General features: G+C 61.9%; 22 protein-coding genes and 1 tRNA gene. 21 read left to right on the forward strand and 2 right to left on the reverse strand.

What is annotated here, in order from left to right; genetic code table 11:
• The first annotated feature begins 5 nt into the window (after positions 1-5).
• The 13 genes from hisC to tatC all read left to right on the forward strand — a co-directional run bounded on the left by hisC (position 6) and on the right by tatC (position 8,501).
• Positions 6-1,079: a histidinol-phosphate transaminase gene (gene hisC / locus C9I57_RS23905; RefSeq protein ID WP_107153077.1), complete on the forward strand. Its 1,074-nt coding sequence runs from the start codon at positions 6-8 to the stop codon at positions 1,077-1,079.
• Positions 1,080-1,193: 114 nt separating this feature from the next.
• Complete coding sequence (gene hisB, locus C9I57_RS23910) at positions 1,194-1,781, forward strand: imidazoleglycerol-phosphate dehydratase HisB (RefSeq protein ID WP_107153078.1); 588 nt, start codon at positions 1,194-1,196, stop codon at positions 1,779-1,781.
• A 67-nt stretch (positions 1,782-1,848) separates the two neighbouring features.
• Entirely contained in the window at positions 1,849-2,469 is a 621-nt protein-coding gene (locus C9I57_RS23915; RefSeq protein ID WP_107153079.1) for a YchE family NAAT transporter, read from the forward strand.
• 39 nt (positions 2,470-2,508) lie between these two features.
• Positions 2,509-3,147 (forward strand): imidazole glycerol phosphate synthase subunit HisH, encoded by a 639-nt coding sequence (gene hisH / locus C9I57_RS23920; protein ID WP_107153080.1) that lies wholly within the window; start codon positions 2,509-2,511, stop codon positions 3,145-3,147.
• Between the two features lie 132 nt (positions 3,148-3,279).
• Positions 3,280-4,032 (forward strand): 1-(5-phosphoribosyl)-5-[(5-phosphoribosylamino)methylideneamino]imidazole-4-carboxamide isomerase, encoded by a 753-nt coding sequence (gene hisA, locus C9I57_RS23925; RefSeq protein WP_107153081.1) that lies wholly within the window; start codon positions 3,280-3,282, stop codon positions 4,030-4,032.
• 134 nt (positions 4,033-4,166) lie between these two features.
• A complete protein-coding gene (gene hisF, locus C9I57_RS23930; protein ID WP_107153082.1) occupies positions 4,167-4,940 on the forward strand; it encodes an imidazole glycerol phosphate synthase subunit HisF in 774 nt (257 codons plus the stop codon).
• Positions 4,941-4,991: 51 nt separating this feature from the next.
• Complete coding sequence (gene hisI, locus C9I57_RS23935; protein WP_018440393.1) at positions 4,992-5,399, forward strand: phosphoribosyl-AMP cyclohydrolase; 408 nt, start codon at positions 4,992-4,994, stop codon at positions 5,397-5,399.
• A gap of 104 nt (positions 5,400-5,503) precedes the next feature.
• Positions 5,504-5,869 (forward strand): phosphoribosyl-ATP diphosphatase, encoded by a 366-nt coding sequence (locus tag C9I57_RS23940; RefSeq protein WP_181321940.1) that lies wholly within the window; start codon positions 5,504-5,506, stop codon positions 5,867-5,869.
• Positions 5,870-5,957: 88 nt separating this feature from the next.
• Positions 5,958-6,338 (forward strand): DUF4870 family protein, encoded by a 381-nt coding sequence (locus tag C9I57_RS23945; protein ID WP_107153084.1) that lies wholly within the window; start codon positions 5,958-5,960, stop codon positions 6,336-6,338.
• Positions 6,339-6,372: 34 nt separating this feature from the next.
• A complete protein-coding gene (locus tag C9I57_RS23950) occupies positions 6,373-6,735 on the forward strand; it encodes a histidine triad nucleotide-binding protein (RefSeq protein ID WP_107153085.1) in 363 nt (120 codons plus the stop codon).
• A gap of 34 nt (positions 6,736-6,769) precedes the next feature.
• Complete coding sequence (gene tatA / locus C9I57_RS23955; protein WP_018440389.1) at positions 6,770-7,012, forward strand: Sec-independent protein translocase subunit TatA; 243 nt, start codon at positions 6,770-6,772, stop codon at positions 7,010-7,012.
• Between the two features lie 53 nt (positions 7,013-7,065).
• Positions 7,066-7,623, forward strand: coding sequence for a Sec-independent protein translocase protein TatB (tatB, locus tag C9I57_RS23960; protein ID WP_107153086.1), 558 nt, complete (start codon positions 7,066-7,068; stop codon positions 7,621-7,623).
• A gap of 80 nt (positions 7,624-7,703) precedes the next feature.
• Positions 7,704-8,501 carry a twin-arginine translocase subunit TatC gene (tatC, locus tag C9I57_RS23965; RefSeq protein ID WP_107153087.1) on the forward strand — a complete coding sequence of 266 codons (798 nt, stop codon included), beginning with the start codon at positions 7,704-7,706 and terminating at the stop codon, positions 8,499-8,501.
• A 40-nt stretch (positions 8,502-8,541) separates the two neighbouring features.
• Here the strand turns inward: tatC and C9I57_RS23970 are convergent, their stop codons facing one another.
• Positions 8,542-9,747: a Do family serine endopeptidase gene (locus C9I57_RS23970; protein WP_107153088.1), complete on the reverse strand. Its 1,206-nt coding sequence runs from the start codon at positions 9,745-9,747 to the stop codon at positions 8,542-8,544.
• A 19-nt stretch (positions 9,748-9,766) separates the two neighbouring features.
• Between C9I57_RS23970 and C9I57_RS23975 the strand changes: the two genes are divergently transcribed.
• From C9I57_RS23975 to C9I57_RS24010, 8 genes are all read left to right on the forward strand, one after another.
• Positions 9,767-10,513 (forward strand): Nif3-like dinuclear metal center hexameric protein, encoded by a 747-nt coding sequence (locus tag C9I57_RS23975; RefSeq protein ID WP_107153089.1) that lies wholly within the window; start codon positions 9,767-9,769, stop codon positions 10,511-10,513.
• A 226-nt stretch (positions 10,514-10,739) separates the two neighbouring features.
• Positions 10,740-11,360: a ubiquinol-cytochrome c reductase iron-sulfur subunit gene (petA, locus tag C9I57_RS23980; RefSeq protein WP_107153090.1), complete on the forward strand. Its 621-nt coding sequence runs from the start codon at positions 10,740-10,742 to the stop codon at positions 11,358-11,360.
• The gene (locus tag C9I57_RS23985) at positions 11,360-12,751 is read left to right on the forward strand and encodes a cytochrome b (protein ID WP_107153091.1); all 1,392 of its coding nucleotides are present in this window, start codon (positions 11,360-11,362) and stop codon (positions 12,749-12,751) included. Before petA ends, C9I57_RS23985 begins: the two co-directional genes overlap by 1 nt.
• Positions 12,752-12,773: 22 nt before the next feature.
• The gene (locus tag C9I57_RS23990; RefSeq protein WP_107153092.1) at positions 12,774-13,544 is read left to right on the forward strand and encodes a cytochrome c1; all 771 of its coding nucleotides are present in this window, start codon (positions 12,774-12,776) and stop codon (positions 13,542-13,544) included.
• Between the two features lie 99 nt (positions 13,545-13,643).
• Positions 13,644-14,255, forward strand: a complete 612-nt coding sequence (locus C9I57_RS23995; RefSeq protein WP_026229613.1) for a glutathione S-transferase N-terminal domain-containing protein — start codon at positions 13,644-13,646, stop codon at positions 14,253-14,255.
• Between the two features lie 122 nt (positions 14,256-14,377).
• Positions 14,378-14,860: a ClpXP protease specificity-enhancing factor gene (locus C9I57_RS24000; protein ID WP_107153093.1), complete on the forward strand. Its 483-nt coding sequence runs from the start codon at positions 14,378-14,380 to the stop codon at positions 14,858-14,860.
• Between the two features lie 19 nt (positions 14,861-14,879).
• Positions 14,880-14,955: transfer RNA gene (locus C9I57_RS24005), tRNA-Thr, on the forward strand.
• Positions 14,956-15,004: 49 nt separating this feature from the next.
• Positions 15,005-16,339: a tyrosine-type recombinase/integrase gene (locus C9I57_RS24010; protein WP_308836369.1), complete on the forward strand. Its 1,335-nt coding sequence runs from the start codon at positions 15,005-15,007 to the stop codon at positions 16,337-16,339.
• 101 nt (positions 16,340-16,440) lie between these two features.
• On the opposite strand, the gene C9I57_RS24015 is transcribed toward C9I57_RS24010, so the two are convergent.
• Entirely contained in the window at positions 16,441-18,669 is a 2,229-nt protein-coding gene (locus C9I57_RS24015) for a phage/plasmid primase, P4 family (RefSeq protein ID WP_107153095.1), read from the reverse strand.
• Positions 18,670-18,826: the final 157 nt, after the last annotated feature.

Here is an 18,826-nt window from a genome sequence, read left to right on the forward strand (position 1 = left end):
CGATTATGACGACACCTAAAGACGTTATCCGCGGCGACGTGCTGGCGATGACGAGCTATCCGGTTCCCGATGCCACGGGTTTCGTGAAGCTCGATGCGATGGAGAACCCCTACGAGCTGCCCGACGCGCTCGCGCGGCAGCTCGGCGAGCACCTGGCCGGCGTGGCGCTGAACCGCTATCCGGCGCCGCGGCCCGCCGCGCTGATCGAGAAGCTCAAGCGCGTGATGGGCGTGCCGGCCGGCTGCGCCGTGCTGCTCGGCAACGGCTCCGACGAGATCATCAGCATGATCGCCGTCGCTTGCGCCAAGCCCGGCGCGAAGCTGCTCGCGCCGGTGCCGGCCTTCGTGATGTACCAGATGTCGGCGAAGTTCGCGCAGATCGAGTTCATCGGCGTGCCGCACCGAGCCGATCTCACGCTCGATACGGAGGCGATGCTGGCCGCCATCGCCGAGCATCGGCCGGCCGTCGTCTATCTGGCGTACCCGAACAATCCGACGGGCACGCTCTACTCCGAAGAGGACGTCGAGCGTGTCATCGCGGCGGCGGGGCAAAGCCTCGTCGTCATCGACGAGGCCTATCAGCCTTTCGCGCAAAAGAGCTGGCTGCCGCGCGTGCTCGAATTCGGCAATGTCGTCGTCATGCGAACGGTGTCGAAGCTCGGTCTGGCCGGCATCCGGCTCGGCTACCTGGCGGGCTCGCCCGTCTGGCTCGACGAGCTCGACAAAGTCCGGCCGCCCTACAACGTCAACGTTTTGACGCAGGCCGCCGCCGAGTTCATGCTCGATCACATCGACGATGTGCTCGAGGTGCAGGCCGCCGATTTGCGGGCCGAACGGACGCGCCTTGCCGATGCCGTCGCGGCGTTGCCGGGCACCACCGTCTTCCCGAGCGCCGGCAATTTTCTGCTCGTGCGCGTGCCCGACGCGGACGCCGCGTTCGAAACCCTTCTCGCGGCGCGGATTTTGGTCAAAAACGTGAGTAAAATCCACCCATTGCTTGCGAATTGCCTGCGCTTGACGGTCGGCACGCCGGACGAAAACGCGCAAATGCTCGCGGCGCTCAAACTGGTTTTGAAGTAAAGACTGAAAAGCGGGCCTGAGGCAGGGCGCCGAAGCGAGGCGCCCGTGCCGGACTGCCGCACTTCATTCTTGTTTTTCGAAGCAACTTATTTCCCGCTTGATTCGAGGTTTTCCATGCGTGTGGCGGAAGTCGTTCGCAATACCAGCGAAACGCAGATCCGTGTGAAGATCAATCTGGACGGCACCGGCGAGCAGAAGCTCGCGACGGGCGTGCCGTTTCTCGACCACATGCTCGATCAGATTGCGCGGCACGGGCTCATCGACCTCGAGATCGAGGCGCATGGGGACCTCCATATCGACGATCACCATACCGTCGAAGACACGGGCATCACGCTCGGCCAGGCCGTGGCCAAGGCCATCGGCGACAAGAAAGGGATTCGCCGGTACGGTCATGCCTACGTGCCGCTCGACGAGGCGCTCTCGCGTGTCGTCATCGATTTCTCGGGCCGTCCGGGCCTCGAATTTCATGTGCCGTTCACGCGCGCGCGGATCGGCACGTTCGACGTGGACCTGTCGATCGAGTTTTTTCGCGGCTTCGTGAATCACGCGGGCGTCACGCTGCATATCGACAATCTGCGCGGGCTCAACGCTCACCATCAGATGGAAACGGTCTTCAAGGCTTTCGGCCGCGCGCTGCGCATGGCCGCGGAGCTCGACGAACGCGCGGCGGGGCAGGTCCCGTCGACTAAAGGCAGCCTATAGCGACTGGGATAGGGCGGCAAACCCCAAGGGACGAGCGACCGGCGCAGGACGCGCCGACCGGCTTGCGATGGATTTTCTGAAATCGTTCATTTCGTTGCTCGCGCTGATCAATCCGGTCGGCGCGGTGCCGTTTTTCTTGAGTCTCACTTCGGAGCAGTCCGAGGGTGAGCGGCGACGCACGATCCGGATCGCCTCGATCTCCGTGTTTTGCGTCATCGCGATCACGACGGTGCTCGGCCAGCAGATCATCAGCTTCTTCGGGATCTCGGTCGGCTCGCTCGAGGTGGGCGGCGGGATCATCATGCTGCTGATGGCCGTCAACATGCTCAATGCGCAAATCGGCAATACGCGCGCCACGGCCGAAGAGCGCGATGAGGCCGAATCGAAGAACAGCATCGCGGTCGTGCCGCTCGCGATCCCGCTGCTCACGGGGCCGGGCTCGATCAGCACGGTGATCGTCTACGCGGCGGGCGCGCACCACTGGTACGACCGGATCGGGCTCGTCGTGATCGGCGCCGTGCTGGCGGTGATTTGCTTCCTGTCGCTGCGGCTCGCCGAGCCGATTGCGCGCTGGGTCGGACAAACGGGTATCAATATCGGTACGCGGTTGATGGGTTTGATGTTGTCGGCGCTCGCGGTGGAGTTCATCGTCGACGGGTTGAAGGCGTTGTTGCCTAATTTGCGGTAGCTGTTTCGACGCGGCTATTTTGGTGCGATAAAGATCGCGATGAAGAAAATTGCAATTGTGGACTATGGGATGGGCAACCTGCGCTCCGTGCAGCAGGCGCTGAAAAAGGCGGCGCCTGAAGCCGAGGTGGCCATCGTCGATCGCCCCGAGGACATACGCGCCGCCGAGCGCGTCGTCCTGCCCGGGCAGGGCGCGATGCCCGACTGCATGCGCTCGCTGCGCGAGTCGGGGCTCCAGGAGGCGGTGCTCGAGGCGTCGCGCACGAAGCCGTTGATGGGCGTATGCGTCGGCGAGCAAATGCTGCTCGATTGGAGCGAGGAAGGCGACACGAACGGGCTCGGCCTCATTCATGGCAAAGTCGTGCGGTTCGCGCTCGAAGGCCGGCTGCAGGACGACGGCTCGCGCTTCAAGGTGCCGCAAATGGGCTGGAACCGCGTGCGTCAGGTGCACGCGCATCCGCTCTGGGACGGCGTGCCCGACGGAAGCTTTTTTTATTTCGTGCACAGTTACTACGTCGTCCCCGACAATCGCGCGCATAGCGTGGGGGAAACGGACTACGGCAATTCGTTTACGTCGGCCGTGGCGCGCGACAATTTGTTCGCCACCCAGTTTCACCCCGAAAAAAGCGCAGACGCAGGCTTGCGTGTCTACCGCAATTTCGTGCATTGGAACCCGTAAATTCGTGAATTTGCTTGCCAGGTTTTACGCCGGCACGCCGGCCGAAGCGCTTCGAGACTGTACTAAACTAGCGAAACGGTTCGCGGCCCGGGCCGCCGACCTCCAACTCATCCCAGACTTAACGCGATTGCTATGCTGCTGATTCCCGCCATCGACCTCAAGGACGGTCAGTGTGTGCGCCTCAAACAAGGCGATATGGACCAAGCGACGATATTCTCCGAGGATCCCGCGGCGATGGCCCGGCACTGGGTGGAGCGCGGCGCTCGGCGGCTGCATCTCGTCGATTTGAACGGCGCGTTCGCGGGCAAGCCGAAGAACGAGGAGGCGATTCGCGCGATCATCGAGGAAGTCGGCAACGAAATTCCCGTTCAACTGGGCGGCGGCATCCGGGATCTCGAGACGATCGAGCGTTATCTCGACGACGGCCTCTCGTACGTGATCATCGGCACGGCCGCCGTGAAGAATCCCGGCTTCCTGCAGGATGCCTGCACGGCTTTCGGCGGGCATATCATCGTCGGGCTCGACGCGAAGGACGGAAAAGTGGCGACGGACGGCTGGAGCAAGCTCACGGGCCACGAAGTCGTCGATCTCGCGCGCAAGTTCGAGGATTACGGTTGCGAGTCGATCATCTATACCGACATCGGCCGCGACGGAATGCTGCAGGGCATCAATATCGACGCGACGGTGCGCCTCGCGCGCGCGGTCAAGATTCCGGTGATCGCGAGTGGCGGGCTTTCGAGCATCGCCGATATCGATGCGCTGTGCGAGGTCCAGGACGAAGGCATCGAGGGCGTCATCTGCGGGCGCGCGATCTATTCGGGCGATCTCGACTTCTCCCAGGCGCAAACGCGCGCCGATACCTTGCGGGAATCGGACGACGCCTGACCGAACGGCGCTTCGCGCGCGCCGCCGCGGCCGGCGGCTACCCGCCAGGAGGTCTGGCCACCCGGTCCGGTCACGAACATTCACGATGGCATCCGCCTTTGGCCGGGCGGGCTTTCAGCGGCACTTGCACCAATATGGCACTAGCTAAACGCATCATTCCCTGTCTCGACGTGACCGCCGGGCGAGTCGTCAAAGGCGTGAACTTCGTCGAGCTGCGCGACGCCGGGGATCCGGTCGAGATCGCGCATCGTTATGACGAGCAAGGCGCCGACGAGTTGACGTTTCTCGACATCACGGCCACGTCGGACGGCCGCGATTTGATCCTGCCGATCATCGAGGCCGTCGCTTCGCAGGTCTTCATTCCGCTGACGGTCGGCGGCGGCGTGCGTGCCGTCGAAGACGTGCGGCGGCTGCTCAACGCCGGCGCGGACAAGATCAGCATGAATTCGTCGGCCGTCGCCAATCCGCAATTGGTGCGCGATGCGGCCGGCAAGTACGGCTCGCAGTGCATCGTCGTCGCGATCGACGCCAAGCGCGTCTCGGGCGAAGGCGAGGCGCCGCGTTGGGAGGTCTTCACGCATGGCGGGCGCAAGCCGACCGGGCTCGATGCCGTGCAATGGGCGAAGCAGATGGCCGAGTACGGTGCCGGCGAGATCCTTTTGACGAGCATGGACCGCGACGGGACGAAGAGCGGCTTCGATCTCGCGCTGACGCGCGCCGTATCGGACGCGGTCCCGGTGCCCGTGATCGCTTCGGGCGGGGTCGGCTCGCTGAAGGACCTGGCCGACGGCATCATCAAAGGCCACGCGGACGCCGTGCTGGCCGCGAGCATCTTCCACTACGGCGAGCATACGGTCGGCGAGGCGAAGCGCTTCATGGCCGAACAAGGCATTCCCGTGAGACAGTGAGATGGAACGATTGCTCACGCTCATTCCATTCGCTGCTGCCCGGAGGTTCAGATGATTGCGCCCGACAAGTCGTGGCTCGACAAGGTTCAATGGGACGCGAACGGCCTCGTTCCGGTGATTGCGCAGGAAGCTTCGACGAACGACGTGCTGATGTTCGCTTGGATGAACCGCGAGGCGCTCGCGAAGACGATCGAGACGGGCCGTGCCGTTTATTTTTCGCGTTCGCGCCAGCGCCTCTGGTTCAAGGGCGAGGAGTCGGGCCATGTGCAGCATGTGCGCGAGGTGCGGCTCGACTGCGACGAGGACGTCGTGCTGCTCAAAGTCGAGCAGGTATCGGGGATCGCCTGCCACACGGGCCGGCATTCCTGCTTCTTTCAGAAATTCGAGGGCACGGCCGACGAGGGCGACTGGGTGGCCGTCGATCCCGTGCTGAAGGATCCCGAGCATATTTACCGATAAGCTCGGCTGCGCGCGCGGCCGAGATCGTGTCGACGGAGCCGGCCGGTTCGCCCGCCGCATCGATCGACGCCGTTCCGATTCACTGATTGAATGAAGCGACATCACTGATGCAATCGACCGAAGATACGCTGGTGCGGCTTGCGGCCGTGATCGATAGCCGCAAGGGCGGCGATCCCGAGAGTTCGTATGTTGCCCGCCTGTTTCACAAGGGTGACGATGCGGTGCTGAAGAAGATCGGCGAGGAGGCGACCGAGGTCGTGCTCGCCGCGAAGGACGTGCGCCAGGGCGGCGCGCCGGCCGCGCTCGTCGGCGAGGTGGCCGATCTCTGGTTCCACTGCCTCGTCATGCTCTCGCATTTCGAGCTGAGCCCGGCCGATGTCATCGCCGAGCTCGAGCGCCGCGAGGGGATGTCGGGCATCGAAGAGAAGGCGCTGCGCAAGCGCCGCGAGCGCGAAGAGAACGGCGGATAGGGTTAGAAGGTAACAACCGGCCGAGAGCGGCACGAGCGAGCTCGATCGATCATCGATCGAGCGGTTTCGAAAGGCGAGAGGCGCGAAGATGGAAGATCCAGGCAGACGTTCACCTGTTTCCTACGGCGGCACGACCGATGCGGACCGCATTCGCACGCTGACGCACGTGCTTTATGGGCTCTATGCGGTGCATTGGTTCACGGGCGGCATTTCGGGCCTCGTCGCGATCATCATCGACTACCTGAAACGGCCGGACGCGGCCGGCACGCCGTACGAGGCGCATTTCGAGTGGCAGATCCGGACGTTCTGGCTCGGCCTGATCGGCTATGTGATCGGCGGCGTGCTGGTGTTCGTCGTGATCGGCTTTTTCATCCTTGCAGCCGTTTCGATCTGGATGCTGTACCGTATCGTCAAGGGCTGGCTGTATCTGTACGACAACAAGCCGCTCGAGCCGCGCGCGTGGTTCTGATCGAAGCCGCCGCGCCCCATTCACCGGGAAGACCATGAGCCACGAAAACTGCCTCTTTTGCAAGATCGCCGCCGGCGAAATTCCGAGCACGAAAGTGCACGAGGACGACGAATTTCTCGCTTTCAAGGACATCCGCCCGGCCGCGGCCACGCATATTCTCGTGATTCCGCGCCGGCACATCGATACGCTCTCGAATTGCGATGAAAGCGATGCCCCGCTGCTTGGTAGAATGATGGTTCTGGTGGCGCGCCTCGCCGATAAACTCGGCTGCGCCTATACCGGCGGCGAGACGGGTTTTCGCACGGTGATCAATACGGGGCCAGGCGGGGGACAGGAAGTCTACCATCTGCACGCGCATCTGCTTGCCGGGCCGCGCCCGTGGCAGCGGATGGGTTAAGCGCGCCGCACTATCAAGGTTTCAGGAGATTCACATGGGTTCGTTGAGCATTTGGCACTGGCTGATCGTGCTTTTGATCGTGGCGCTCGTCTTCGGGACGAAGAAGCTGCGCAATATCGGCAGCGATCTCGGCAGCGCCGTGAAGGGATTCAAGGAAGGGATGAAGGAAGGCGAGACGCCCGCTTCCCCGGCATCGACGAGCGAGCGGCGCGAATTGCCGAACGGCGCTGTCGACGTCGAGGCGAAGGAAAAGGTTCGCTCGAGCGACTACCGCTGATCCGGGCCGCTCGCGTGGGCGTCCGATGACCTGATGACGGAAGAACGAAGCCGATGCTCGACCTCGGTCTGACCAAGATGGCCTTGATCGGCGTGGTGGCGCTGGTCGTGCTCGGCCCCGAGCGGCTGCCGCGCGTGGCGCGCACGGCGGGCGCGCTCTTCGGCCGTGCGCAGCGCTACATCAACGACGTGAAGGCGGAAGTTACGCGTGAAATCGAACTCGACGAGCTGCGCCGCATGAAGACCGATTTCGAATCGGCGGCGCGCAACGTCGAAAACAAGATCCACGATACCGTGCGCCGCGAGGAAACCGAATTGACCGACGCTTGGCGCGCGGGCACCTCGGTGTCGCCGAGCATCGCGAGCGGGGCGTCCGCTGCCATCGAAGACGCCGGTACGGCGGGCGCCGCCGAGCCGCCGCCATTCGGCATGCCCGGCAACGGCGGCGGTGCGCCCGGCGCGGAGAAGCGGCGCAATTGGCGGGCGAAGCGGCTTGCCACGCCAGTCTGGTATAAACGCGCGACGGGGCGCCGCATACACGTACAGTCGGGCGCCGCGCGCGTGGCGCGCCACACGCCGGCGAGCTTGCGGACGCCGAAGCGCTTTCTCTGATTCTGAGCGCGCGTGCGAGCCGCCTTTCCCGTCTTTCCACTTTCGAAGCCGCAAGTGACGATATTCCAACGAGGGCCGGTGTGAGCGACCCCAACAAACCCGACAGCCCCAACGACCCCAACGACGGGGGCCCCGAGGAAACCTTCATCTCGCATCTCGTCGAGTTGCGCGACCGGATCATTCGGGCGGGGATTTCCGTCATCGTCGTCTTCGTCGCGCTCGTCTATTGGGCGCCCGACATTTTCCGCTTGCTTGCGCGGCCGCTGATGGAGAATCTGCCCGCCGGCGGGAAGATGATCGTGACCGACGTGACCGGCTCGTTCTTCGTGCCGATGAAGGTCACGATGGTCGTGGCGCTCGTGATCGCTTTGCCGTTCGTCCTTTACCAGATCTGGGCGTTCGTCGCGCCGGGCCTTTATCAGCACGAGAAGCGGCTCGTCACGCCGCTCGTCGGCAGCAGCTACGTGTTGTTCCTCTGCGGGATGGCGTTTGCCTATTTCGTCGTGTTCCCGACGATCTTTCGCGTCATGGCGCACTACAACGCGCCGCTCGGCGCGGAGATGACGACGGACATCAACAACTACCTGAGTTTCGTGCTGGCGATGTTCATTGCGTTCGGGGTGACGTTCGAAGTGCCGATAGTCGTCGTCTTGCTTGTGCGGATGGGCGTGCTGACGATCAAAAAGCTGAAGGAGATCCGGCCCTACGTCGTGGTGGGGGCGTTCATCGTCGCGGCCGTCGTGACGCCGCCCGACGTCTTCTCGCAGTTGATTCTGGCCGTGCCGCTGATCGTCCTCTATGAGGCCGGCATCATCGCGGCGCGGTTCTTGGTCGGCAAGGACAGCGCGCTCGCCGATAAGGAGCACGCCGCGAGCTGATCGAGCGCCGCCCGCGCGGCGCTCGGCTTGCGGCCGCAGCTCATTCGTCGGGCTGCGAATTGTCGTCGCTGGCCTGCTTCGGCGGGGGCGGGCGCTTGCCGATCGTCACCTTGACTTCCATTTCCTTGTTCTTCCGCTTCAGGCGGATCTTGGCGTCGGTGCCAGGCTTGATCTGCGCGATTACGTTGAGCAGGCGCGTCGTATCCGTGATGTCCTGACCGTTCACGTTGAGCAGCACGTCACCGGGTTTGATGCCGGCCTTGTCGGCGGGCCCACCCTGAAGCACGCCGGCCACGATGGTGCCCTTTTGCTCCAGTCCGAACGACTCGGCGATCGCGGGTGTCACATCCTGCGGCTCGACGCCGATCCAGCCGCGCGTGACCGCTCCAGTCGTGATGATGCTCTCGAGCACGCTCTTGGCCGTCGAGACGGGGATCGCGAAGCCGATCCCGAGCGAGCCGCCCGAGCGCGAGTAGATGGCCGTATTAATGCCGAGCAGGTTGCCGTGCGCATCGATTAGCGCGCCGCCCGAGTTCCCCGGGTTGATCGGCGCATCGGTCTGAATGAAGTTCTCGAACGTATTGATGCCGAGGTGATTGCGCCCGAGCGCACTGATGATGCCCATCGTGACGGTTTGGCCGACCCCGAACGGGTTGCCGATCGCGAGCACGACGTCGCCCACGCGCGCCTCGTCCATCCTGCCGAGCGTCATCGTCGGCAGATTCGACATGTTGATCTTGAGCACGGCGAGATCGGTTTCGGGGTCGACGCCGACTACTTTCGCATTCGTTCTGCGGCCGTCGGCCAGCGCGACTTCGATCTCATCTGCCCCGTCGACGACATGTTGGTTCGTTAGAATGTAGCCTTCCGAGCTGACGATGACGCCCGAGCCGAGGTTCGTCGCCGGCTCGTCCTGCGGCTCTTTGCCGCCTTTCGGATTGCCGAAGAAGTACCGGAACAGCGGGTCGTTCGCTTGCGGATTCGGCGGCAGCGATCCACCCTTGCCGGAGAAGACGTTGACGACGGCCGGCATCGCTTTTTGGGCGGCGTCGGCATACGAGGTCACGGCCGTGCTCGAGCCCGTTCCCGGCGCGACTTCCCGCAGCGCGACGATCGGCGAGGCGAGCTGCTTGCCGAATTGCCCCTGCCGCTGCAGCCATTGCGGCTTGAGCGTCACCACGATGAACATGAGCGCGAGCAGCACTGTCACCGCTTGGGCAAAAAACAGCCAAAACCGTCTAAGCATTTGAAGAATCGAGGTTTATATGGATCGCATAGAACTTGAATTGTACTTGAATGGGTTGCTCGAAACCGGCCGGTTCAAGGATTACAGCCCCAACGGGCTGCAGGTGGAAGGACGTCGGCGCATCGACAAGATCGCCACCGGCGTTACCGCTTCGCTAGCCTTTCTGGAAGCGGCGCTCGAATGGGGGGCGGACGCCGTCCTCGTCCATCACGGCTATTTCTGGCGCAACGAAACCCCGCAAATTACGGGCCGCAAATACCGCCGCCTGAAGCTCCTGCTTGCCAACGACATCAATCTTTTCGCCTTTCATTTACCGCTCGACGCCCATCCCGAGCTCGGCAACAACGCGCAGCTCGGCGCGCGCATGGGTCTCATCGGCGAGTCGCATTTCGGCCCCGACGATCTCGGCTGGATGGCGACGCTGCCGATGCCGATCACGCTGGCGCACTTCGTCGCGCAGGTCGAACAGACGCTTGGCCGCACGCCGCTCGCGCTCGGCGATCCGGACAGCGAACTGCGGCGCGTCGCCTGGTGCACGGGTGCCGCGCAAAGCTACTTCGAGGCGGCGATCGATGCTGGCGCCGACGTTTTCCTGACCGGCGAAGTGTCCGAGCCGACCACTCACATTTCGGCCGAGAGCGGCGTCGCCTTTCTTGCGGCGGGGCATCATGCGACCGAGCGCTTCGGCGTGCAGGCGGTCGGCGCCCACCTGTCCGAGCGTTTCGATCTCGAGCATCTCTTCATCGACATCGATAATCCGGTTTGACCTTTGCTATTCGGTTGCGCCGCAATACGACGTATTGTGCAAAGTGTTTAAAGAATAACGGAAATAGGGTGCGGCGCACGGCCGCGCGGTGGGGGGAAACCCTTACGGATCAATCGCTTCGCATGGTTTTTGTCGGTCGGGTCTTGTAAATGACGACTCCATTCCCGCAAACTAGCGGCGGTGGAAAAAGCGTGACGGAAAATCCAACTCAGAAGTGGGGCGTGTGATGCGAGACAAAGAAGAGGAACGCGTCGACGGCAGCCGCCGTACCTGGCTGATTGCGACGTCCGTAGCAGGCGGCTTTGGAGGCGTGGCCGCTGTCGTACCGTTTGCGAGCTCTTTAGCACCATCCGAGAAAGCCAAGGCCGGCGGCGCGCCGGTCGAGGTCGACATCAGCGACCTGAAGCCCGGGGAGATGAAAACGGTCTCCTGGCGCGGCAAGCCTGTCTGGATCATCAATCGCACCGACGAGATGCTGGCCGACGTCAAGAAGGCCGATCCTGAGCTGGCCGATCCTCAGAGCAAGAACCCGTTCTCGATGCCGCTGCCCGAGTATTGCAACAACGAATACCGGTCGCGCGCCGATCACAAGAACATTTTTGTTGCCGTTGCCGTCTGTACTCATCTCGGCTGCACCCCGACGCAGCGCTTCACGCCCGGCCCGCAGCCGAATTTGCCGAGCGACTGGCCCGGCGGATTCCTGTGCCCGTGCCACGGCTCGACCTACGATCTTGCTGGCCGTGTCTTCAAGAACAAGCCCGCGCCGCAAAACCTCGATGTTCCGCCCTACCAGTTCACGTCGGCGACCACGCTCGTGGTCGGCAAGGACGAGAAAGGAGAAGCGTAATGGCTACGACTGAGAAGGCAGAGAAAGCAGTCGAGACGACGGGCCTGACCGGGTGGATCGACCGGCGCTTTCCGATGACGGCGACCTGGAAGGCACACGTTTCCGAGTACTACGCACCGAAGAACTTCAACTTTTGGTACTTCTTCGGCTCGCTTGCGCTGCTCGTGCTCGTGAACCAGATCGTCACGGGCATCTTCCTGACGATGAACTACAAGCCCGATTCGACGCTCGCGTTCGCCTCGGTCGAGTACATCATGCGCGAGGTGCCGTGGGGGTGGCTCATCCGCTACATGCATTCGACGGGCGCGTCGATGTTCTTCGTCGTCGTCTACCTGCACATGTTCCGCGGGCTGCTCTACGGCTCGTATCGCAAGCCGCGCGAGCTCGTATGGCTCTTCGGCTGCGCGATTTTCCTCTGTCTCATGGCCGAGGCGTTCTTCGGTTACCTGCTCCCGTGGGGGCAGATGTCGTATTGGGGCGCGCAGGTCATCGTGAACCTCTTTTCGGCGATCCCGTTCATCGGCCCGGATCTGTCGCTCTGGATTCGCGGCGATTACGTCGTATCGGACGTGACGCTGAACCGCTTCTTCGCCTTGCACGTGATTGCAATTCCTCTCGTGCTCGTCGGTCTCGTCTTCGTGCATTTGATTGCGCTGCACGAAGTGGGCTCGAACAATCCGGACGGCATCGAGATCAAGGCGAAGAAAGGGCCGGACGGCCGCCCGCTCGACGGGATTCCGTTCCATCCCTACTACAGCGTGCACGACTTCTTCGGCGTTTGCGTGTTCCTGATCGTGTTCGCGGCCATCATTTTCTTCGCGCCGGAGATGGGCGGATATTTCCTCGAGCAGAACAACTTCATTCCGGCGAATCCGTTGCAAACACCGTCCGAGATCGCGCCGGTCTGGTACTTCACGGCGTTCTACGCCATGCTGCGTGCGACGACGGACCCGTTCAAGATCGTGCTGATGATCGTCGTCGCGCTGCTCGGCGTGCTCGCGCTCGTGCGCGCGCGCGGCAAGTGGCGCATCGGTTTGCCGGTGCTGTCCGCGCTCGTCATCGTCGCGATGCTGTTGACGGAGTCCAAGTTCTGGGGCGTGGTGGTGATGGGCTCGGCCGTGCTCTCGCTCTGCTTCCTCCCGTGGCTCGACCATAGCCCTGTCAAGTCGATCCGCTACCGGCCGTTCTTTCATAAGGTGTTCTACGGCATCTTCGTGCTGGCGTTCCTCATCCTCGCATTTCTGGGGACGCGGCCACCATCGCCGGTTGCGACCGTCATTGCTCAGGTTTGCGCGCTCATCTACTTCGCGTTTTTCCTCGGCATGCCGTTCTGGACACCGCGCGGCAAGTTCAAGACGCCGCCGGAGCGCGTTCGGTACAAGCCTCATTGAATCGGGAGCGAGGAACAACGATATGAATACATGGCTTTCGAAGCTTGCGCGAATCGGCGCCGTGGCCGCGGTGCTCGCGGCCGGCGTCGCGGCGGTTCCGGCATCGGCTCAGGAGGAGGGATTCCGGCTCGATCGTGCGCCCGACAACACGGCGAATCTCGTCTCGTTGCAGCATGGTGCACAATTGTTTGTAAACTATTGCCTGAACTGCCACAGTGCGAACCTCGTACGTTACAGTTCGCTTACGCAGCTCGGCATTTCGCAGAAGGAGATCGAGCAGAATCTGCTGTTCACGACCGACAAGGTCGGCAACACGATGAGCGTGGCGATGCGGCCGACCGACGCGAAAACGTGGTTCGGCGTGACGCCGCCCGATTTGTCGGTGGAGGCGCGAGCGCGCGGCAGCGATTGGCTCTACACGTACCTGCGCAGCTTCTATCTCGACGATACGCGGCCTACGGGATGGAACAATATGGTGTTCCCGAACGTTGGAATGCCTAACGTCTTATGGCAGTTGCAGGGCGAGCGGACGGCGAAGTACGAGGACGTGACCGATGCGGAGACGGGGGAGAAGTCGCATCGGTTCGTCAGCTTCGAGCAGGTGAAACCGGGGACGATGTCCCGGGTAGATTATGATTCTGCCGTGGCCGACCTCGTCGCCTACCTGACCTGGATGTCGGAGCCGACGCAGCACGTGCGCAAGCAGCTTGGCGTGTGGGTGCTGCTGTTCCTGGGCGTCCTGACGTTTTTCGCCTGGCGGCTGAACGCGGCCTACTGGAAGGACGTCAAGTAATTCACGCCGTGATACCGGTGTGGGGCCGGCGCACGGAAGAGCACGCTTCGGCGGCTTTTCGGCGCGCTGGCCCTTCAGTTTTTTGAGGAAACTTTAGACATGATGGTTTTGTATTCCGGCACTACTTGCCCGTTTTCCCAGCGTTGCCGACTGGTTCTGTTCGAAAAGGGCATGGACTTCGAGATTCGCGACGTCGACCTCTTCAACAAGCCGGAAGACATTGCGGTGATGAATCCGTACGGGCAGGTGCCGATTCTCGTCGAGCGCGATCTGATCCTTTACGAATCGAACATCATCAACGAGTACATCGACGAGCGCTTCCCGCATCCGCAACTGATGCCGGCCGATCCGGTGCAGCGCGCGCGTGCGCGGCTCTTCCTGCTCAACTTCGAGAAGGAGCTGTTCGTGCACGTCGGCACGCTCGAGAACGAGAAGGGCAAGGCGGCCGAGAAGAGCCATGAGAAGGCGCGTCTCGCGATCCGCGATCGGCTCACGCAGTTGGCACCGATCTTTCTCAAGAACAAGTACATGCTGGGCGAGGAGTTCTCGATGCTCGACGTGGCGATCGCGCCGCTCTTGTGGCGTCTCGATCACTATGGCATCGAGCTGTCGAAGAATGCGGCGCCGCTCATGAAGTATGCCGAGCGTATTTTCAGCCGCCCGGCTTACATCGAAGCGCTGACGCCTTCCGAGAAGGTGATGCGCCGCTGAGCGCCGCGCGCAGAGTAGTTTTGGGGGCAGCCGCCGCGCGGCTTGGCGGTTCGATAGCGGTCGTTTCGCTTTCGCTTCGGGCTGATTGGTAGCGCGGTGCTGTTTCCGAACGAGGATTGTTGATGCAAGAGATTCCGACCAAGCCTTATCTGTTGCGCGCGCTCTACGAGTGGTGCACGGATAACGGGTATACGCCGCACATCGCCGTGCGGGTCGATAACCAGACGCGCGTGCCGCGCCAGTTCGTGCATAACGACGAGATCGTGCTCAACATCAGCTTCGAGGCGACTAGCCAGTTGCAGATGGGCAATGAGTGGATCGAGTTCAGCGCGAGGTTTTCGGGCAAGGCGCACAAGATCGAGGTGCAGGTCGCAAACGTGCTCGCGATCTATGCGCGCGAGAACGGGCAGGGCATGGCATTCCCAGTCGAGCCTGCGGTAGGGCCGGCGGCGACGGCTCCGGCCGAGCCCGTGGAGGAGGGGCAAGCGCCGCCGAGCGACGCGCCTCCCTCGGAGTCGAGTGAGCCCGAAGAAGGGCGGTCCCCGAGCTCCGACGACGACGGCTCGAAAGGCGGCGGCAAGGGACACCTCAAGATCGTGAAATGAAGTAGAATCACGGGCTCACGCCGGCTTAGCTCATCTGGTAGAGCAGTTGATTTGTAATCATCAGGTGGCGGGTTCGAGTCCTGCAGCCGGCACCACATTCCAGTCCGTCGAGATTCGGCGGAATCTAAAAACCCCGCAAAATCAATGGTTTTGTGGGGTTTTTCGTATGCAGGCGTCCACCGTCGTCCGGCAGTTGCCAAAAAAATTGCTGGTATATTCGTTGGTACCAAAACGAAGAATGTTGGTATCGCCGCCATGCCACTCACAGACATTGCTGTCCGCAACGCTAAGCCCGCCCCAGAGCCGTACAAGCTGACCGACGGCGGCGGGATGTATCTGCACATCCACCCCAACGGCTCCCGCTACTGGCGCATGGCGTACCGCATCGCCGGTAAACAGAAAGTTTTTGCGATCGGGGTCTATCCGGCCGTCACGCTGGCCGAAGCGCGCCAGATTCGCGACGACGCGAAAAGGTTGGTCAAGCAGGGCATTGACCCCGTGGCGGAGCGCAAGCGCGCGGCGAAGCAGAACGCCGATGACCGAGCGAACACGTTCGAAGCGATCGCGCGCGAGTGGCACCAGACCAAGCAAGGAAGTTGGACGGCGTCGCATGCCGCGAAGATTCTCAACTCGCTGGAGGCTGACATCTTTCCGGCGCTTGGCGACCGCCCGCTCACTACCGTTACCGCTCCCGATTTGCTTGAGGCACTGCGCGTGATCGAAAAGCGCGGCGCACTGGAAGTGGCAGGGCGGGTGTTGCAACGATGCAATGCCGTATTTCGTTTCGCGATTGCCACAGGGCGCGGAACGTACAACCCGGCTGCTGACCTGCGCGGAGCGTTGAAGACGCCCGAAAAGCGGCACTACGCGGCGCTGGGACATGCAGAGCTGCCCGAATTCATGCGAAAGCTCTCCGAATACGATGGCGACTTGCAGACGCGATTGGCGTTGCGGCTTCTCGCACTAACCTTCGTGCGGACGGGCGAACTGCGGGCGGCGCAATGGACCGAATTTGATCTCGACGGAGCGGAATGGAGAATTCCGGCCGAGCGGATGAAGATGCGAGAAGCCCATATCGTTCCGCTCTCGCGGCAAGCCGTCGACGTACTGCGGCAGTTAGAGGCGATCAACGGCGACGGCGCATACGTCCTTCCGTCGCGTAACGGTCGCGGTGCCTGTATCAGCGAGAACACGGTTCTGTACGCGTTGTATCGAATGGGTTACCACTCGCGGGCAACCGGCCACGGTTTTCGTGCGACGGCGTCAACGATCCTGAACGAGATGGGATTCCCTCCCGACTGGATAGAGCGGCAACTCGCGCACGCGGAACGGAACAAGGTCCGAGCGGCCTACAATCGCGCGCAGTATCTTGTTGAACGCCGGGAATTGATGCAGGTATGGGCGGACTATCTTGACAGTGCGGCATCTGACAGATTCGTCGCGCCTACCGAGTTTGGTCGATTGTGGCTTCGCAAGTGACGACGCTAGTGTGATGCCGCAAGTGCAGTCCAGGAGGAAATGGAACCACGAAGGGCTGCGGTAGGAGATGCCGGGAACGGCGATTTGCCGTCCCCGTTTGTTCAGTCACGTTTCAGGACGAAACCTTGCCAGCCATTGAATGAGCTGCGACGAACGTGGCGCATTCCGCGCAGTTCGAGCTTGGCGTTGAACTTGGCGATCGGCAGCGGCGTGCGCCCATTGTCGCGGGTGTGTGCCGCGTAGCTGTGGTAGACGTCTTTCGCTCCCTGAATTGCGGCGTCGTCGCGCACGGTACAACAGGATGCGAACCACGAGCGAACGGTGTCCGAGCGGGTCCGCAGTTGCTCGGTGGCATGCGCCACCTTGCTGCAGGTGCGGAGTTTGCACGCGTAATACTGTCGCGCTCCTTCGATGAGCCAGTTGAGAATGCCCGACAGTTCATTGGCGAGCTTCGCGTCGAGGTCGGGATCGCAGTTCTCGCCGTTGAAGCGGCGCATCAACGGTATGACGCGAATACGACGCCACATGGCGGCGTTGTCATACGCGATCTCAGGATCGGCGTTCAGCGACAGCCAGAGCTTCCCGACCGGCGTGAATGTTTCCTGCTCTCCGAAGTTGCTTCGGCCCGTCAGCACGTCGCTGCCGCTGAGCTGCTTGACGAATGCCTCGTCAAAGCGCTTCTGTCCGTCGAACTCGGTGCAAGCGTACAGGCGTGCTCCCTTCAGTGTCATGACAGCGGGACTCGGCGAATTCGGATTGCTGGCATATGCGCGTTGCAGCAAATTCGGTGCGACGGTTTTTCCGTAGTCTCCGAGCACCTTGACGATCGTGCGCAACAGAACACCCTTGCCGTTGCTGCCGGGTCCAATAATCAGAAAGAACACCTGCTCGCGAGTATGCCCAAAAAGGCTGTAGCCGAGCGCACGCTGAATATACCGCGCGAATTCCTTGTCGCCTTCGGTGATGCTTTCGATGAACTTCATGAACTCGGGGCACTTCGCTTCGGCGTCATAGGCAGTACCGCAGCGCAGTGTGATGAAATCGTCGGGATGAGCGGGGCGATGCTGTCCAGAGACAAGTTCGATCACGCCGCCGTTCTCCACCCCGAGTAGGCCAGGGTTGGTATCGAAACCCGAATTGGATGTCTCCATGTCGGCATCGAGCGAGGCGTGGCGAAGGATCGCACCGAGCGAAGACGCTGTCGCCTGACGTTGGAGAGTCGACAGCAGAGCACTTTGCTTGTCGGGTTGAGCGCCACGCACCGTTTCGATCAGGGCTTCCAGCATCTCCTTACAGAGGCGCAGTGCCAGATGCGACCCTTTTTTCCAGATTCCGTCGAATACCCACCAGGTCGACGTGCGGTGGTCGAAAGTGACTAGGCCCTTGCGCGTGACGACGAAGCGCTTCGCCAGATCGGCTTCAGTGGTCGGAACGTCAACATGCGTGTTCCCGGCCGCATATTGGCTCGCGTAGTAGAACAACGTCGCCTTGGTAACGCCGCCGGTCGACTTAAAGTTACGCCACGCTCGATCCTGCTCCTTCTGATCGAATTTGCCCGGGGCCGTCCTGGACCATTGATCCCACAACGCCTTCCCCTGATCGTTCGGCAAGAACGAGTGCAGTGCCATACCGACGGTGAGCCAGATGTGACGATCCTCGGCGGGAATCAGGTCCAGTGCGCTGCGCACTTCGTCGAGGTCGGGCGTCCTGCCGATACGTGGTTGCTCTTGCGGAGCCGGCTTACGCTTCGGCTTCATGCCGAACCCGCGCTTGAACTCGCTAAACGCGATCCGTTCGCGCGCAGCGTCTTCATCAGATGAAACAATCGTGACCAGATGGCTCTGCCCGTTTTTCCGGTTGATCGTGCCCGCGACACGCATGCAGCGAGTCACGTCGGTCACGTTCGGATCGCCGCCGAGATTCCTAGCGAGAAACGCCTGCACGTGGCGAAACTCTTCAATCGGGCAACCAGCGACGAGCCAGACCACATGGTAGTGGCCGGGCGATGTTTCGGTCACGACGTGTGGCTTGACTGGAAATCGGCTGATGTCGTCGAGGGTGACTCCGCCGTCGAGATCGGCGAAGAAGGCATTGATGCGCGTGACGTGAGTCGCTTTGCGGATGCCATCGCGGAACTCATTCACGGCGATGCCGACGGCCAAGCGTTTGCGTACCGCAGCGTCAATCCTCGCGCCGCATTCTTTCAATGTTCCAGAAAACACCTCAGCGTTCCCGACGTCTCCTTTTTCGGGATAGGTTTGGAAGATGACCGGACGGGAGCCGTGCAGCGAGTGTTTATGACGCGTCACGACAGACTTATCTATTCTCATATTTAGGTTTCCTAAATAAATACGATTTCTCCCTCCCTCTTCGACAAAAAAACGAAGCAGATCAGGAGGTGGAGGAAGTGGAGGATTTTTCGGAACGGATCACACCAAAAGCTTCGCTTTTTCTCAGATCCGAAGTCGAAAAAACACTTCCACTCCT

This window comes from Trinickia symbiotica, assembly GCF_003028655.1.
In the GTDB taxonomy this organism is placed as follows: domain Bacteria; phylum Pseudomonadota; class Gammaproteobacteria; order Burkholderiales; family Burkholderiaceae; genus Trinickia; species Trinickia symbiotica_A.